21 protein-coding genes, 1 tRNA gene and 1 pseudogene are annotated in these 15,006 nt (G+C 34.3%); all 23 read left to right on the plus strand.

From position 1 onward, the window contains the following. Positions 1–58: 58 nt before the first annotated feature. The 23 genes and pseudogenes from BG262_RS05465 to BG262_RS05580 all read left to right on the plus strand — a co-directional run bounded on the left by BG262_RS05465 (position 59) and on the right by BG262_RS05580 (position 15,006). Complete coding sequence (locus tag BG262_RS05465; RefSeq protein ID WP_070787869.1) at positions 59–268, plus strand: hypothetical protein; 210 nt, start codon at positions 59–61, stop codon at positions 266–268. Beyond that, the gene (locus tag BG262_RS05470; RefSeq protein ID WP_070787870.1) at positions 255–707 is read left to right on the plus strand and encodes a hypothetical protein; all 453 of its coding nucleotides are present in this window, start codon (positions 255–257) and stop codon (positions 705–707) included. The genes BG262_RS05465 and BG262_RS05470 overlap by 14 nt, the downstream gene beginning before the upstream one ends. Beyond that, entirely contained in the window at positions 704–991 is a 288-nt protein-coding gene (locus tag BG262_RS05475; protein WP_070787871.1) for an EexN family lipoprotein, read from the plus strand. Before BG262_RS05470 ends, BG262_RS05475 begins: the two co-directional genes overlap by 4 nt. Continuing rightward, positions 975–1,674 (plus strand): annotated as a pseudogene (locus tag BG262_RS05480) (putative HNHc nuclease). The gene BG262_RS05475 and the pseudogene BG262_RS05480 overlap by 17 nt, the downstream one beginning before the upstream one ends. Next, a complete protein-coding gene (locus BG262_RS05485; RefSeq protein ID WP_070787872.1) occupies positions 1,661–2,287 on the plus strand; it encodes a hypothetical protein in 627 nt (208 codons plus the stop codon). Before BG262_RS05480 ends, BG262_RS05485 begins: the two are co-directional and overlap by 14 nt. A gap of 1 nt (position 2,288) precedes the next feature. Continuing rightward, positions 2,289–2,618, plus strand: a complete 330-nt coding sequence (locus tag BG262_RS05490) for a hypothetical protein (protein ID WP_070787873.1) — start codon at positions 2,289–2,291, stop codon at positions 2,616–2,618. A 104-nt stretch (positions 2,619–2,722) separates the two neighbouring features. Then, on the plus strand, positions 2,723–3,136 hold the full coding sequence (locus BG262_RS05495) for a hypothetical protein (protein ID WP_070787874.1): 414 nt from the start codon (positions 2,723–2,725) through the stop codon (positions 3,134–3,136). A 220-nt stretch (positions 3,137–3,356) separates the two neighbouring features. Further along, positions 3,357–3,998, plus strand: a complete 642-nt coding sequence (locus tag BG262_RS05500; RefSeq protein WP_070787875.1) for a hypothetical protein — start codon at positions 3,357–3,359, stop codon at positions 3,996–3,998. A gap of 93 nt (positions 3,999–4,091) precedes the next feature. Continuing rightward, positions 4,092–4,640, plus strand: a complete 549-nt coding sequence (locus tag BG262_RS10910) for a hypothetical protein (RefSeq protein ID WP_070787876.1) — start codon at positions 4,092–4,094, stop codon at positions 4,638–4,640. After that, on the plus strand, positions 4,637–5,983 hold the full coding sequence (locus BG262_RS05510) for a PBSX family phage terminase large subunit (protein WP_070787877.1): 1,347 nt from the start codon (positions 4,637–4,639) through the stop codon (positions 5,981–5,983). Before BG262_RS10910 ends, BG262_RS05510 begins: the two co-directional genes overlap by 4 nt. A gap of 32 nt (positions 5,984–6,015) precedes the next feature. Beyond that, positions 6,016–6,086, plus strand: a tRNA-Cys gene (locus tag BG262_RS05515). Positions 6,087–6,109: 23 nt separating this feature from the next. Further along, positions 6,110–7,261, plus strand: a complete 1,152-nt coding sequence (locus BG262_RS05520; protein ID WP_070787878.1) for a hypothetical protein — start codon at positions 6,110–6,112, stop codon at positions 7,259–7,261. A gap of 34 nt (positions 7,262–7,295) precedes the next feature. Further along, complete coding sequence (locus tag BG262_RS05525; RefSeq protein WP_070787879.1) at positions 7,296–7,736, plus strand: hypothetical protein; 441 nt, start codon at positions 7,296–7,298, stop codon at positions 7,734–7,736. After that, complete coding sequence (locus BG262_RS05530) at positions 7,729–8,004, plus strand: hypothetical protein (RefSeq protein ID WP_070787880.1); 276 nt, start codon at positions 7,729–7,731, stop codon at positions 8,002–8,004. Before BG262_RS05525 ends, BG262_RS05530 begins: the two co-directional genes overlap by 8 nt. Then, entirely contained in the window at positions 8,004–8,612 is a 609-nt protein-coding gene (locus BG262_RS05535) for a hypothetical protein (RefSeq protein ID WP_070787881.1), read from the plus strand. Before BG262_RS05530 ends, BG262_RS05535 begins: the two co-directional genes overlap by 1 nt. Further along, positions 8,613–9,479 (plus strand): head maturation protease, ClpP-related, encoded by an 867-nt coding sequence (locus BG262_RS05540; protein ID WP_070787882.1) that lies wholly within the window; start codon positions 8,613–8,615, stop codon positions 9,477–9,479. A gap of 11 nt (positions 9,480–9,490) precedes the next feature. Then, positions 9,491–10,786: a hypothetical protein gene (locus tag BG262_RS05545; RefSeq protein ID WP_070787883.1), complete on the plus strand. Its 1,296-nt coding sequence runs from the start codon at positions 9,491–9,493 to the stop codon at positions 10,784–10,786. Between the two features lie 3 nt (positions 10,787–10,789). Continuing rightward, the gene (locus BG262_RS05550) at positions 10,790–11,479 is read left to right on the plus strand and encodes a hypothetical protein (protein WP_070787884.1); all 690 of its coding nucleotides are present in this window, start codon (positions 10,790–10,792) and stop codon (positions 11,477–11,479) included. Between the two features lie 198 nt (positions 11,480–11,677). Beyond that, positions 11,678–11,860 carry a hypothetical protein gene (locus BG262_RS05560; protein WP_070787886.1) on the plus strand — a complete coding sequence of 61 codons (183 nt, stop codon included), beginning with the start codon at positions 11,678–11,680 and terminating at the stop codon, positions 11,858–11,860. A gap of 3 nt (positions 11,861–11,863) precedes the next feature. Beyond that, the gene (locus tag BG262_RS05565; protein WP_070787887.1) at positions 11,864–13,156 is read left to right on the plus strand and encodes a hypothetical protein; all 1,293 of its coding nucleotides are present in this window, start codon (positions 11,864–11,866) and stop codon (positions 13,154–13,156) included. Positions 13,157–13,313: 157 nt separating this feature from the next. Continuing rightward, on the plus strand, positions 13,314–14,021 hold the full coding sequence (locus tag BG262_RS05570; RefSeq protein WP_070787888.1) for a hypothetical protein: 708 nt from the start codon (positions 13,314–13,316) through the stop codon (positions 14,019–14,021). A gap of 119 nt (positions 14,022–14,140) precedes the next feature. Beyond that, positions 14,141–14,545, plus strand: a complete 405-nt coding sequence (locus BG262_RS05575; protein ID WP_070787889.1) for a hypothetical protein — start codon at positions 14,141–14,143, stop codon at positions 14,543–14,545. An 8-nt stretch (positions 14,546–14,553) separates the two neighbouring features. Then, positions 14,554–15,006, plus strand: a complete 453-nt coding sequence (locus BG262_RS05580; protein WP_070787890.1) for a hypothetical protein — start codon at positions 14,554–14,556, stop codon at positions 15,004–15,006.

A 15,006-nucleotide genomic window follows, 5' to 3' on the forward strand; every position in this document is an offset into this window, starting at 1 on the left:
ATTTATACCTAAAATATTTTACTCGCTTAAAACGGCTTATATGAGCAAGGAGGATGAAATGGCAGTAAGTGAATATGAAAATGCCTGGGAAACAATTGTTGTAAATAAGCCATTTGAAAAGAAATTGCATATAGCGCTAGGTGCAATTGATTCTGCAATAGATGATATTGATATGAAGGACTATTGGCATGCTAAAGATATATTGCGCTCAGCAATAATTGAAATAGCAAATGAGTTGAATAAAGGAGAAAACAATGGCATTAAGTAAATTAATTAAGAAAACAGAAGAAGTAATTGATACAAGTGTAGTTTACCGGTGCAAGAAAAAGAGTGATTATAAAGCTTTGATGAAGGCATTGAAAGAAGAAGGGTATATGTGGTCTAATGGAGAAAAAATATTTGAAAATGATGAATATTTTTGCGAAAACATTTGTATTTATTTAGAAAAAGATAAAGGAATTGCTAGGTCTGATTATGAATATGGTCTTAAAAATTATAATGATAAAATCGTCCGTTTCAAAGCACCGAAAAAGATGTATGTGTTGAAAAATAAAGAAGATGTATATTATATAAAGACTACATGTTGGGACAGTGGTCAAGACCTTAATTGGATGATTAATAGCAATAAAGAAGATAGTCCTCGTTTTACTAAAAAAACGGCTAAGGAGCTCAAACGAGTTCTGAAATGCCAAATGGAGGAAGCATGAAAAAACTAATTAAAATCTTGCTACTGACAATTTTCGTGACGTCAGGAATAATGCTAGCAGGTTGCAGTAAGCAAGAACGAAAAGTTGAAGAAAAGAAACGATTAACTTTGGAGCTAGTAACATTAGTGCCTGTAGGAGATAGTGATAAGCCAGTGCAGTTAGTCAAAGATAGCGAAACAGGAATGGAGTATTTTATTTATAACGGTAATATGACTCCTAGGCTAGGAGACAAAATCTCATATATGAGATGGGAGGAGAAAAATATGAGTGAAATATCAAACTGACACATACTCAGCTAGAGTCAGAAACGTAGACGGAAATAAACTAGCTGTAGAAATAAATGAACAGATTAACCTTGAACGACTTAAGACAATCTATGACGGATATGTCGGTCCACGAGAAGTAGAGATAAGATTTACTGATCCGAGAAAGTTCACTAAACAGCAGAGATACTTCTTCTTTGCCTTAGTAAATGATATTAATGCATTTACTGGGCAACCGTGAGATTTCTTTGAAAGAAATGTTTTACTTCCTTTATGAACAGGAGACTGGAAGAGAAATAAGCTTGAAAAATACGTCTAACGCAAGTGTCTCTGATGTTGTAGTGTTAACAGATTTAGTAATAGATTTTATATTCGAGAATGACATACCTTTCAAGGATGGGTATGAGATATTACCAGGACATCTTGATTATTATTTCTACAAATGTGTGATGAATCGAGTATGTTGCATCTGTGGTAAGCAAAATGCAGACATAGACCATTTCAGTGAACCTGTTGGAATGGGGAACAATCGCAACAAAGTAGATGGTGAGAAATACGACTACGCTGCACTATGTAGAGAACATCATACGATTAAGCATTCAATGCCGTTGGGGGAGTTCAAAGATAGATATAAAGTAAAAGGTGTTAGATTGACGCAAGAAGAAATTGAGAAAATCAGAAAGGTGAGTTATGAGGGAATTTAAAGTTGGAGATATTGTAAAAGTAATCAATAAAGAAAGATTCAGTTTTGGAAGAGTGGGAGTTATTAAAGAGATCAATAGTGCTTCTGCTCCTTATAAGGTTGAATTACCTATTGGTACCATATGGTTTTATGAGAATGATTTGGAACTAGCCAAACCAAAAATCGTAGTGCCAAAATGGTTTGATAAGTGGTATAAAGAGCAGTTAAAAGAAGATGGAATTGATAATAGAATTTTAACAGGCAATATGTTTACCGTTATCGGTAATTTAAAAAAATTATATGAAAAATGCGGTATGTACTCACCTAAACAATTTTCAGATAAATATTTATATATTGATACACACAAGCTAGACCTTATCCGTATCATTTTAGGAGACCTTGAATATGAAGTCGAGAAAGTTGTTAAATGGACTGTTGAAGTGTTAGATGATGAAAAAGATATTCATAGAGTTGTGGAAAATAGAAATATGAAATATTCTACACTAAGTTGTCTAGCTATTTGTTACAACGCAACAGTAGAAGATGCTTATAAGTGGGACACAAAAGAAGAAGCTAAACTTTACATTGAAGTGAACAAAATCGAGGGTGCAGAAGCTGTGCCTGTGGAGATGTGATATGGATAGTATTGCAATTGGAGTGGTTTTAGCTTTAGCATTCCTCGTGCTATCATTCGGAATATCATGTGTTAAATCATATGTCAAAAACTTGGAGAAACTTTCAAAAAAATATAAAGATAAACCAGAAATGAAAAGAATAATTATCGAATATATTGTAGCTCCTACAACTTTGCAATCCATATTTAGCTCAATGGTAATGATTGAAATATTAACTCTTGGTAATGCTCCAAGCATAGTTGGAATATTGTTGGGCGCTTCAGTAGTACTTTCATTTGTATATATTTTCTATTTAGTAGACAGGGATATGTACTATCAGTATCACTTCTAAAATATAAAGGATAATAGAGAGGATCAAATGTTAAAAATAGTTATTGGAATAGTATTAGTCGCTGTCGTGATCTATTACGGTAGCAAGTAGGAAAGGAGGGGCTAGTGATAGAGTTTGATGAAGAACGAGCCTTACGTGAAGCTCGTAAAGTTTTAAAAAATTATCGAGTCCAAAAAGAAAGATATCAAAAATTAGAACCTGTGATTAAGTCCCCTCATTTTGGAGAAAGAGTAAAAGGTGGTATTAAGCAAGATAGAATTGCTGATTGGGCTGATGCAGGTCGTGAGATAAAAGAGATAGAACGAGCGATTGATAGTTTGTCAGGCTATGGGATGCAATATAGTTTGGTTTTACAAGTCAACTATGATATTCAAAGTAGTGATAAAAAAAGAGATCTGCTCGAAGAACAGATCAATTACTCAAAAAGTGGATATACTAAGATATTAAGAAAGGCTCAATTGATGTTTGCAGATAGCTATAAGAATAGTCAAATTGCTATTAGTTGTATGTTGATGTAAGTAGCATTTAGTGTGTCATTTGCCGTAGCATAAAGAGTAGCACAAAACACTAGAATTAAGTGGTATTATGATATTGTAAATATTTGTAGCGAGAGTAGTGTCTCGTGATTGGTGCAAATATTCGGGTCACCTCCTTATGTAATATAAAGGTTAAAAAGTCTGACGAAAGTTGGGCTTTTTGTTGTATAATAATTATATTAAAAATTAGGAGAAATAAATTATGAAAATTGACCAATCGACGGCAACTATTATCGCAGCTTTAATAGCTGTGTCGGGTGTAATAATAAGTTTATTAAATTCGTGGATAGTTTACAATAAACAAAAAAAAGTAAATGAAGAGCTTCAAGGTAAGCAACAAAAATTTCAAGAAAAAATTGAAAAAGGTAATAATGAATTTAAAAAAGGATTGCAAAATCAAGTTATAGCGTCAGAAAGTCAAAAATTTATTATAGATACTATAAACCAACCTGCCGAAAAAATAAACGAAAGCATTTCCTATATAAGAGAAAACTTGATACATTACATAACCTATTCTCAAATGATAGAACCTGATTTAGGACATATAGAGGTTTCAAAAAGAATAATTGATTTCAATAACAATATAAGTACAATAAAGTTATATTTAAATTATTTTTCAGATGAGAGCTATAATTCTTTTGTTTTGTTTATCAATGAAATTGATAGATTGTCAATAGAAATAGTAAATTTATATAAAAACAAAGAAAATGATAATGATTTGATAATGCAATCTACTAAAGATGCAGTTAAAAAAGGAAGAGAGAAACTATCAGAATTCGAAGAGATTTATGGTAAAGAAATAAAAGAATTAATCAAAACCTTGAAAGAAGAACTAAAAAAGTAGTTTAATACATGAGCAAATAAAATAAAACATGAAGGAGGTGAAAAATCACTTCCTTTTATTGTACTCAAAAACATAAGTCGGAAAGGAGACTGCATGGCAAAACCAAAATATGAAGAATGGCTGACAGAAGAAGGACTTTTGAAAATAGAAGGTTGGGCTAGAGATGGTCTCACCGATGAACAGATAGCACACAACATGGGAATATCTAGAGCTACATTGAATAATTGGAAAGTTAAACATGTAGACATTTTAGACACCCTAAAAAGGGGGAAAGAAGTAATTGACAGACAAGTTGAAAATGCGTTGTTGAAACGTGCATTTGGTTATGACTATACTGAACGACAGGTTAAGATAGTTAATAGAGATAAGGATGTAGTTGATGTCGAACGCAGAAAGTTTCAAAACAAGTTTAAGTTAGATAATCCAGAAGCTACTCAACAAGAGATAATCGATGCATCTATTGAAGCTATTCCAACGACTGAACGAATTGTTCTTTTTGAAAATGATAAGCATATGCCGCCAGATACGACCGCAACTATTTTTTGGCTTAAGAATCGCATGCCTAAAGAATGGAGAGATAAACGAGATGTATCGCTTGAAGGTAAAGATGGCGAGGACTTGAATATCAATATTAAGCTATGAAGTTTGATAGCAATACTGATGTGATAAGCAAGCACAAGCCACTGTTTGATAGGATAGCTAATAAGAACGACATTGATAAATTTGTATTAAGCGGTGGCCGTTCATCGTTTAAGTCTTACGACACTTGCTTGGCCATACTAATAGATATGCTTGTACATGCTGAGAAAGGAAAGCAAGCTAATGCAATTATCTTTATGCAAAAGCGTGAAGAAATTCGTGACGGTGTATTTAAGCAATTTGAAGCAGTGATTGATAATCTTGATTTAAGAAGTTTATTTTCAATTAAAGTCAGTCCATTCGAGTTAAAACTAAATGCTACAGGATCAGTAATTAAGTTCTATGGTCTAAATAAACAACAAGGGAAAAAAGCTAATGCGATTGATAATATAGCTTGGCTTTGGTTTGAAGAGTTTGACCAATTCGATAGTGCTGAAAGCGTAGGAACTACATTAGCAACATTTCTACGACACAACATACCTGGAGAACGCATTAAACAAGTATTCTCTTTTAATCCACCTAGAAGCCCAAAACATTGGGTTTTTTCTTATACGAATAATCTAAATGCTAAGAAGATACATACAACATATTTAGATGATGATACTGGAAAAGATTTAATCACTCCTCAGCAACTTGATGAAATAAACGAGTTGAAAGAGCGAGATTACGCATGGTATAAATGGGAGTATCTCGGAGAAGTATTAGAAGATACTGCTATAGACTTCCCTAACTTAACACATGCTAAGAACGATTTAGAGCTTACTGGTAACGATTATATCTTTATTGGTGTTGATAGCTCGACGACTGGTAAAGATAGCACAGTCGCTTGTATATTGGCATATAACGATAAGAGTAAACTGATTAAGTTCATTGGTTATGAATATTTAGACAATGTTTGGGTAGATGGGTATAGCTCGATTGAAGCAGGTAGTCATTTGGTTAATTTAGTTCGTTCAGTTAATGCTGCTGCAGTTTATATTGATAGAGGATATGGACAGCACTTGATAGATGCAATGATTATACAAGCGCCAGAAATACCATGTAGAGCGATTAACTTCGGTGGCAAGGATTTAATAGCTAAGTCAAGTGGACGTGCAGAATTGGCACTAAATAATCGTGCAGTGATGTATCTGAATGCTAGTGATCAACTTCAAAGCAAAAGAGTAGTTGCATATGCTGATTGTGAAGAATTAGAAAGACAATTAGGCGCAACTGAATTTGAAATTACAAGTAAAGAATACAAAGTAATTTCTAAAGACACGATAAAAGCTCGTATAGGAAAGTCGCCAGATGAAGCAGATAGTTTCGTGTTGGCTACACAAGGAATATACGACTTAATTTTATAATTAACAGCCCCTCATCGAAGGGGATTTTTGATGTTCCTATAGCCAAGAGGTAAGGCATGGCTCTGCAAAAGCTTGACCGTCGGTTCGAATCCGACTAGGAACTTAAATTAAAGAAAAGGAGGGAAAATGGTACGAGGTAAACAATGCGATATATGTAATAAAGTTAATTGCCATGGCGAATGTATGAATTATCTTATTGAGATGGTGGAACAACTCAGTAAAGAAAGCAATATGGATGAATTCAATAGGATATTCATGCAGATACCCGATTTCAACTATCGTTTGGACGGAAAAATCAACGCTGTTTTCGGTACGGATTTAGAGGTTGCCAAGAATGGTGAACGTGATGAAGAATTATCCAATAGGTGGGACGAGATACTTTATAAAACGAATAGGCAAGGAAGCACTAATTTAGCTGAGATTAAAAAGTTTTATAGATATAAAGAAGTGTTTGGAACATCTTATTTATTCATTGATGATAAAGAAGAACAATTTAGATTAGTTAAACCAAATTTAGTATCTGAAATGGCTCTTAAAACTGATAATGATATTTTGGGAACAGAAATAGTTTGGTATAAACTTGGAAGTCCAGAGATAAACGATTCTTATTCATTAAGAAAAAATCAAGGTTTCGAGTATTTCCCTTATTCTGGTGGATATGCAGTAGCACCAAGTAATATTATTAAAATCCATGATGATAGCTTTATTCTTAACTCAGATTTATTGAGACTACAAATCTTGTTAAGTATGCTTCTCAAGATATTATGTGCAACGACTGATAGAGATTATGGTGATTTATTTGTATTTACAGAGCAACCAAAAGAAAAGCTTCTATCAGCAGTAGCTAAAAGAACAAAAGATGCGGTAGCAAATGCTGTAGAATCAATGAGAGTCAAGCTTGCTGAATTTATAAAGCAAAACAAGACAGACGACAGTAATGTCGTTATCTTTGATGAGCAATACAAAGACATTAAACAAATTGCACCAGTAACACCAATAAAAGATTTTCAATTTATTTACGATGATTTGGACAATATTTTATCCAGTGTTACAAATTTTCCTTCGATTCTAGTAGATAGAGGAGACATTGGAAGAAATGTAAGTAATAAGAACTTATTATCTAGCGCTAGAGCTGGATGGCTTACACCTCAAAAGAAAGAACTGGCTGTAGCTGTAACTCCTGCGGCTAAACTTCTTTTAAATGACAAAGATTGTTACTTGCGTTTTAAAGATTATCCAGAGGACTTAACTGGAACTGAGGAAGAAAACACGCTATGACCGAAAAGTCGTTAAACTTCATGAAAGGAGATAAATGTCTTTAGTTTTTAGAACTTCGGGTGGTCGTATGGCTATCCCAAATACTGAAATGGATAAAATCCAACGAAAGAATTTAGAATCTATCAAACATTACAAAATGGAGATAGAAGATGTTAGAAATCTAGCTACTTATGATGAATCAGTTAGATTTAAAAATATTTTTCGCGAAAATGCAGATGGTAGTAAAGACTATATTATCAGCGCAGAAGTCGTAGATGAATTACCGACAGGTTCTTTCGTAAAAAGAGCATATAAAGCTCTAAGAGTTGCACCAATTGATAAGAAGAAACTTCCGATCGGTTCAAAATATAAATATTCAATTATTACTGTTCCGAGTAAAGATATCTTAGCTGAATTCAATATGAGTTTAACGACTGATGAAATGCGAGAAATCTTGGAAGAATCTATTAAGAAAGGAGTTAATTATTTTGGCTAAATACAAATTTTTAAAAGGTGAATTGCATTCAAATGCTGAAACTCTAGCGCTTGATACGCCTACTTGGGCAGAACGTGTTTATAATGTTTTCCCTAAAAATGGTGAATCGGAAAATGAAGATGGTACAAAATTACTCGTTCACTCAGTGAATGGCGATGCGTTTTTGCTTTTGGATATTAATCCTGAATCAGATAAGTTGGGTGAAAAGCCACAATGCAACAATGCCTTTGAATGTCCACCAACAACAGAAAAGAAAGCTGGTGAATAATGGACGAACTAACTATTAAAGAAATTAAGGAACGCTTAGATAATCTAGGGGTTCCTTTTAATGATCGTGCAAAAAAACAAGAGCTTTTAGATTTGTTAAACCAGCATGAAAAGTCACAAGAAAACTTTGTTCTTGAAGATGAAGTGGCAGACTCAGCCCATGAAGAGTTAGAAAAAGAGGTGATCCCTAAATCTACTAGTGTAGTTGATAAAATCAAAGGAGCTATTAAGCTACCTGAAGAAGCAACTCCTCAAAAAGAAACTCCACTAGTTTACAAAGTTAAGGAACACGAAAAGACTACAAGTAAGCCTTTGACTAATCCTCAACTCATTTTATTAGCTAAAGCAGGTATGGATTCCGCAGAATATCAAAGTGTTGAAAACGGTATTGATGTTCGTATATCTGATAGAGCTACAACTGGATATCGAGTAGTTGATATTGCTGGTAAGCAACGAGCGAGATTATTAGTAGATAAAGTTTATACAATGTCTGAAGAAGATTATAAGGTCGCTAAAAATGAAACCATGCAAGTTAAAACAAAAGATACTGTTAACTTATGCTGCGGTCGTGCTCGCTGGGAACATATTTCTGTTCTCGAGGAGGTTTAAATGGCTGACTTGAGGTTATCGGGTGTTGTTGGATGGGAAATTACTGCTGATAAAGTAGATAGTTTCTTGAAAGACAATAAAGATGATGAAATTACTGTTTATATCAACTCCCCTGGTGGAGATGTATTTGAAGGACTAGAAGTCTATAACCTTTTGAGAGCAAGCGGTAAGAAAGTTACAACTGTCTTAACTGGTTTAAGCGCAAGTATGGGATCAATAATCTTCTTAGCTGGAGATGAACGAATCGCTATGACAGGTTCGCTTTATATGGTTCATAAGCCTAGCTCCATGGCTTGGGGCGATGCAAACGATTTGAAGAAAAGCGCTGAAGTGCTTGATAAAGTCCAAGAAAGCTTAGAGGCTATCTATAAAGAACGTGCTGGTATATCTGATATATCGGACTACATAAATAATGAGACGTGGTGGGGAGTATCAGAAATGACTGATAAGGGCATTGCTAACTCTGATAAACACGTTGAATTCAAACTTGATGAAGAAGAAAGAAAGGAAGAAGATTTGGCAACAATTGAAGAACTAAGAGCGCAGTTAGAGGCCGAAAAAATAAAAAATCAAACTCTAACAGAAGAAAATGAAAAGGCAGAACTTGAAAAACAAATTGCTGATTTAAAGAAAACAAATGAAGATATCGAAAACGCTGCAAAAGTAGTTCAAGAACCTAAAGCAGTTGAAAACCCTTCAACCGCTGGTGATATTTCTGTAGAAATCAAAGCGAAAGAAATCGCTGATAAAATGATTGCTGATTTCAAAAAAGAACATTCAGAAGCGATCTTGGCTGCCGAAACAAAAGAAGTAGAAGACAGTAAAATTGTAAAACCAACTGGTTATGCATCTGCTTCTAAATATTAAGCGAGGTAAAAATGAAATTACAAAATAAAATTGAAATGAAAAACGGTCTACCATTCGTGAAGTCGGATTTGCAAGATATTAAAATCAACGACTTTTTTACTGGTGGACAATTAGGCACTAATTTTGACCAGTCAGTTTTTGCGACTTTGATTGAGTCGGACGATGTATTTAAAGCATTGCTTAATACTCCAATGTCACGTATGCTACGTGCAATGCGTAACGCTTCAGCAAACGAAGGAACTTTACCGATGATTTGGGAAGAAGTCGTTAATGAAGATGGCACTAAAGATTTAGCTCTTAAAAACATCCCAACTATGTCCTTTAGTCCAATGACTGCTAAGCCTGACGACTGTTGTGTGGTTCCAGGTGAATTACAAGTATGTCAAGATATTACAATCCTTAAACCTTTGTGTATTGAGCAATGTGAAGAAGGAATTACTCTAATGGCTCGTCAAATGGGTATGCCTAGAAACTCGGTCGCTTATGCAGCATATTTAGCTCTATTAAAAGAAACAGGAGTTAATACTGATTTACCTACACAAGAAGCGTTTGATCAACTAAGTCTTATTGCACAATTTGTATTACTTAACATGCTTACATTTTTAAATGGACTATTAGACGTTGAGCAAAACGGAAACATTATTCGTCGATTTAATGGATTGATGCAACAATATGCTGATCCCGATATTTATACTATTGATGGTTCTCTAGGAATTCTAGAAGCATTTAAACAATCTTTATGCCGTATTAACATCGTTGGTTGGGAAGGTTTCCAACAAGGATTCTTTGCAGCTGATTTTATTGCTTTTCAAGCTCTTCAACAAGAAATTGTTAAAAAAGATAATGGAGAGTATCCAGTTGGTTGGAAAGTTGTTGAAGGAACAGAAACTAAAAACGGTGTAACATATCCGAAAAATTATTATTACTTCAATGGAATTCCAGTTTTAGAGTCAAGAAATATTACTGTACCTGATACTATGGTTGGTAATATTTATTTTGTACCACCAACTGAGGGTGTCTTCTCTGCAATTCCGCTTGATTTCCCTGAACAATTCATCATGAATGAATGGAAAAAATCTGAAAAAGATACTGCGTTTATCCATTGGGATAGAAATAAAGTCGCATATCCAACTTGTTGGTCAGAGTGTGTGGCCATTACTAACTTCGGTGGGGTGTTTAACGCTAATCCAAATCATTTGATGGTTATTACAGCTATCAAGTCAGTATGTGGTGTAGATGCATATAAAGGTGTTGAAGGTCTAATCAATCCAAATTCACTTGCTCCTTACATTGGTAGAGCAAAATAAACTATGGTAAGTAACTTTAAAAATGCTGAAGCATATGCGATACAAATTGATTCATTCGTTCAACAAGTACGTGAATGCTGTAGATGTTTTGAATGTGCTAGTGATGAACAATGGCGACAAGCTATTATCTCGGCACTTCAAAACTGGGGTGACTTAACTTGTGGAAATTGGATAGACAATCATGATATTAACCTACAAATCGAGCTATCTAAGCAATGTGGGGGTTGTTGTCCTAATATTTTTAGAGTTAATTTACCTGAAGAATTTGTACAAGTTGACACAATTCGAGTGAAAGTCAGAGCTTGGGAAGGTATTAAGGTTCGTGAGATTGATGTAGAAAGCATTTATGACGAATATACGCATACTTTATCTATTGACTTAACTAATGCTATGAATTGTTGTAATTGCTGTGAGACTTATGACTTGATTGTTGATTACACAGTTGGTACTGATGAGATTCCTCCTGAGCTGTGTAGATGGTTCTGTGCAATCGCAAAACTTTACATGGAACTTGAGGAAGTCGAATGTGCAAGTTGTGGATCAATGGAAAGTTTAAAAATTATTGAAGTTGATGGAATGAAAGATTTATCAGCATCAATCAAATATATGGCCATGAAGTATTTTCAAGGAGTTATTGATGAGTATTCATTATGCTTCTTAAAAGGCTACAAGGATTGGAGTGTGGTAGTTTGATAACACTTGAGTATATCGGAGAGTACCTAGACGGCACACCGCACTGCAACTGTGCTAGCCGTGTAGGGCAAACCGTGATAACTAAAAAGAAAATATTTGGAGATATTTGGGAGGTTGGGAGACCTAAACAAGTATCTCTTTTAGTTTTCGATAAATATATGGCGACTGAATTGTTCAGAATCGTCTAGAGAGGTGAATATGGCAGTAAGAAAAGCAGTTGAAGAAACTGAAGAAAAAGTTGTAGAAGAAGTGAAAGAAACTCCTACTACTAAGAATAAATTAAGCTATGCAGAACTACTTGAAGCTCGTGCACAACGAGGAGGTATGACACACCAAAAGAAACTTGCAATAGCTGCATTACAAGCTAAGGAGGAAGAATAATAAATGGCATTACTTGCAAATTGTAGAGATAAATTACAATCTTGTGCGATTGGTGAATTGAAACCTGATTCAGTTGTTTGGTTTACCAGAATTCGTGCAGTAGACGATTGTAATATCTTTGGCTTTAAACACTCGAAGACTGAAAATGGTCGAGGTTTGTATTCTAATCAATATACTGATAGACCTGAAGAAAAGATTTGCGGTCTAAATAAATGTGATATGACTGGAACTCTTATAGTTAAGCCTGAAACTGGTAAAAATGCTAAGGTTACCACAGGTGTTCTAGTTGCTGGTGAAAAGTTCCAATTTGGATATCAACGTATTCTTATAAATGGTAAGAAAGGAGATAAATTCAAATTAACTATCAAGAATAAAGGTGACAGCACAAATGGAAACATCTATAACGTTACGCTTACTCAAGATGGTTGGAATGCAGTCATTGTAGAATTATTTAGTCCTGATTCAACTCTTGGGACTGGATGGATAGCTGACGAACGTAGTTATCAATTAGAAGTTGAGGCTCAAGAAAGTAAAGAGTTTAGGCTATCTACAATTGAATTATTTACACGTAGAACTGATTTAATCAGAAATTCAACTTTTGGTTTCACTTGTATTACTGATTTTTCTGGTGATCCAGCTTTAACGATTACTGAAGAACTATGTGGTTCTAAATCTTACGATGAAAAAGCTACTAAAATTGAACGATCTATTACAGCTAACAAGTTTATTGGTGAATTTGCTGAAATGAATCCATTAGCTAGTAAAAATGATACGACTGACTTTGATATCATGACTTCGCAAGAATTTACTGCTAAACTTGAAACTAAAAATGGTATTGAGTATGCAGTAGTTACTTTACCTGACTTAGCTGAAATTACTTGTCCAAAAATTATCGTTCAACCTCAAAATTGTGCGAATGGAGTGCTTTCTGACTTAGGTATTGGTGGAAATGTTCAAAAACTTGGATTAACTGCAGATGATTACTTCTTAGAAGACAATAAGATTTACATGAAATCTGATTGGGAAGGTGTAAAATTTGTTATTGCTTATCCAGTAATGTACGAAGGTACTGCTTGGGATTTAATTACCGAAGATATGAACAAATATCATTACTACATGGAAATGGAGCTTCCAATTTGTAATGATTTATATATCCTCAAGGCTTATAACGTATTCTTAACTGCAGTTCCGATGACGTGGACTAATGCAGCAGGTGCTATGACAATTCCTTATACTATGAGCGAAGATGACAATGGAGTTCTTGGTCAACTTATAAAAGTTGATAGTAGCAAATAACATATAACTAGAATAGATTTTAAGGGGGCTGTGACAATTTTTTTGTTTTCTTGTACAATTATCCGAAATCATCAGAAAGTCATTGCTACGGCTCTTAGAATCAATTCTTAAAGCTTTGGCAGTCTATAACGGACTGCCTTTTTTGATTGGAGAAAAAGTGGATGAAATAATTAAATATATAACATTGCATAACGAAGCTCCTCCATTCATTGGGCAAGATGACAAAGGTAATTATGTATTGCAGGGTCGTTCTGATTTAGCGACAGGAGAAGTTTTCGAGTATGAATGCGGAAAAATGAAGCTGACTGCTAATAATCATACGAACACGCTTCTATCGCTTATGAAGTTTATTGCAACTGCTGATGAATTAGATGATCATGAATTACTTGATTTGAGTGATAAGGAAGTTGTTAAATTTATGGAACGACTATTTGAAAAGGTACTTAGAGCTTACTTCGGAGAACCCCAAACTTTCCATAAGGTTACAGCTTTAAAAATATTAACTGACAATCCACAAATTGTTAACGAAGCTATATATAATCTTGTAAGTGATAGCAAAGAAACCAAAAGAGATTATGATTCGATAGTCAATGGATTAGATGGAGAACAATTTAATGATCCATATATTTCTATGGCCTATGAGTTAGCTAATCACTATAAAAAAAGACCATATGAGCTGATAGCAGAATGGTCTACAAGTGAATTAGTAGTAGCTTATGCGAAGATATCAAATGATGCATCACTTAGTAATTATCGAAGTTGGTCAAGTAGTCAGAAAGAATATAAACCCAAACAACCTAAGAAACAGGTATTTTTCTTTAAAGAAGTCGAAGGTGAGGTAGAAGATGATAATAATCAGACCTAGACCAGCGAAAGCAACAAGAAATAAAGCTTTAGATTCCTTTGATACAGAATTTAAAATGCTTGAGTCTGAACTTAACGACAAAAATGTGAGTTTTATCAAACGTATTAGAGGTATTTTTAATGGCAGTTAATCCTTTTGGTGGAAACGTTTTCGGAGAAATGTGGGAGGCTGTGGAAGAAAATGTCGAAGAACGAGCTAAAGAGTGCGAAAAGATAATGAAAAAGGTTATCAATGAAGATACAGGAGCGCTAAAGGATGCTGTAGAACGTGCTAAATTACCAGACGGTAGTTGGATTGTCGGTATTAATCAAGAAAAGCTGAGAAATGATATTAGGAATAAATATAATATCGATTACACTGCTTTTTATTATTACGGAACTAGACCTCACTATATCTTTCCATTGAACAACGAAATGCTACATTGGGTTGATAAGCAAGGTCGTGATCATTATGCAAAAATGGTAAAACACCCTGGTACTGATCCTCACAATTTTCTACAAGAAACACTAAATAAAATGAAATAGGAGATGAAATGGCAGAAACAAGAGAAGAAATTGAAGCGAAATTAAAAGCTTTAGATGAAATCGAAGCAAAAAACAAACCTTACTCAGTTCTAGTTGAAGACAAAGGAACGTTAGCAGACGCTAAAGCACGTCTAAAAGACATGACTGAAGATGATAAAGCAGATTTACTTTCTGGTGCTGGAGATTTTTCGTTACGAGTTGGTCAGATAAAACAACAATTGGAAGATGGGAAAAACGAAGATATGACTTTTGGATACATTCTGAAAGTAACTTATCTACTAGATAGACCAATCAAAAAAATGCTTAACGCTGCATTGAACGTAGAAGACGACAGGTCAGTCACAGGCCTTTCAAATATTGATATGTTAGCTATTATTCTTGAAAACAACAAAGATTGGCTTCAACTAGATATAGAAAGCACAATGTCAAGTTTTGAATATGTGGTGAATAGTATTAAATAA

The organism is Floricoccus penangensis (assembly GCF_001832885.1).
In the GTDB taxonomy this organism is placed as follows: Bacteria; Bacillota; Bacilli; order Lactobacillales; family Streptococcaceae; genus Floricoccus; species Floricoccus penangensis.

Coding starts and splice junctions, on each gene's coding strand:
- BG262_RS05510 (WP_070787877.1), top strand. CDS start 4,637: ATGAAGTTTGATAGCAATACTGATGTGATAAGCAAGCACAAGCCACTG.
- BG262_RS05475 (WP_070787871.1), top strand. CDS start 704: ATGAAAAAACTAATTAAAATCTTGCTACTGACAATTTTCGTGACGTCA.
- BG262_RS05500 (WP_070787875.1), top strand. CDS start 3,357: ATGAAAATTGACCAATCGACGGCAACTATTATCGCAGCTTTAATAGCT.
- BG262_RS05540 (WP_070787882.1), top strand. CDS start 8,613: ATGGCTGACTTGAGGTTATCGGGTGTTGTTGGATGGGAAATTACTGCT.
- BG262_RS05545 (WP_070787883.1), top strand. CDS start 9,491: ATGAAATTACAAAATAAAATTGAAATGAAAAACGGTCTACCATTCGTG.
- BG262_RS10910 (WP_070787876.1), top strand. CDS start 4,092: ATGGCAAAACCAAAATATGAAGAATGGCTGACAGAAGAAGGACTTTTG.
- BG262_RS05525 (WP_070787879.1), top strand. CDS start 7,296: ATGTCTTTAGTTTTTAGAACTTCGGGTGGTCGTATGGCTATCCCAAAT.
- BG262_RS05560 (WP_070787886.1), top strand. CDS start 11,678: ATGGCAGTAAGAAAAGCAGTTGAAGAAACTGAAGAAAAAGTTGTAGAA.
- BG262_RS05550 (WP_070787884.1), top strand. CDS start 10,790: ATGGTAAGTAACTTTAAAAATGCTGAAGCATATGCGATACAAATTGAT.
- BG262_RS05565 (WP_070787887.1), top strand. CDS start 11,864: ATGGCATTACTTGCAAATTGTAGAGATAAATTACAATCTTGTGCGATT.
- BG262_RS05470 (WP_070787870.1), top strand. CDS start 255: ATGGCATTAAGTAAATTAATTAAGAAAACAGAAGAAGTAATTGATACA.
- BG262_RS05580 (WP_070787890.1), top strand. CDS start 14,554: ATGGCAGAAACAAGAGAAGAAATTGAAGCGAAATTAAAAGCTTTAGAT.
- BG262_RS05520 (WP_070787878.1), top strand. CDS start 6,110: ATGGTACGAGGTAAACAATGCGATATATGTAATAAAGTTAATTGCCAT.
- BG262_RS05465 (WP_070787869.1), top strand. CDS start 59: ATGGCAGTAAGTGAATATGAAAATGCCTGGGAAACAATTGTTGTAAAT.
- BG262_RS05535 (WP_070787881.1), top strand. CDS start 8,004: ATGGACGAACTAACTATTAAAGAAATTAAGGAACGCTTAGATAATCTA.
- BG262_RS05575 (WP_070787889.1), top strand. CDS start 14,141: ATGGCAGTTAATCCTTTTGGTGGAAACGTTTTCGGAGAAATGTGGGAG.
- BG262_RS05490 (WP_070787873.1), top strand. CDS start 2,289: ATGGATAGTATTGCAATTGGAGTGGTTTTAGCTTTAGCATTCCTCGTG.
- BG262_RS05485 (WP_070787872.1), top strand. CDS start 1,661: ATGAGGGAATTTAAAGTTGGAGATATTGTAAAAGTAATCAATAAAGAA.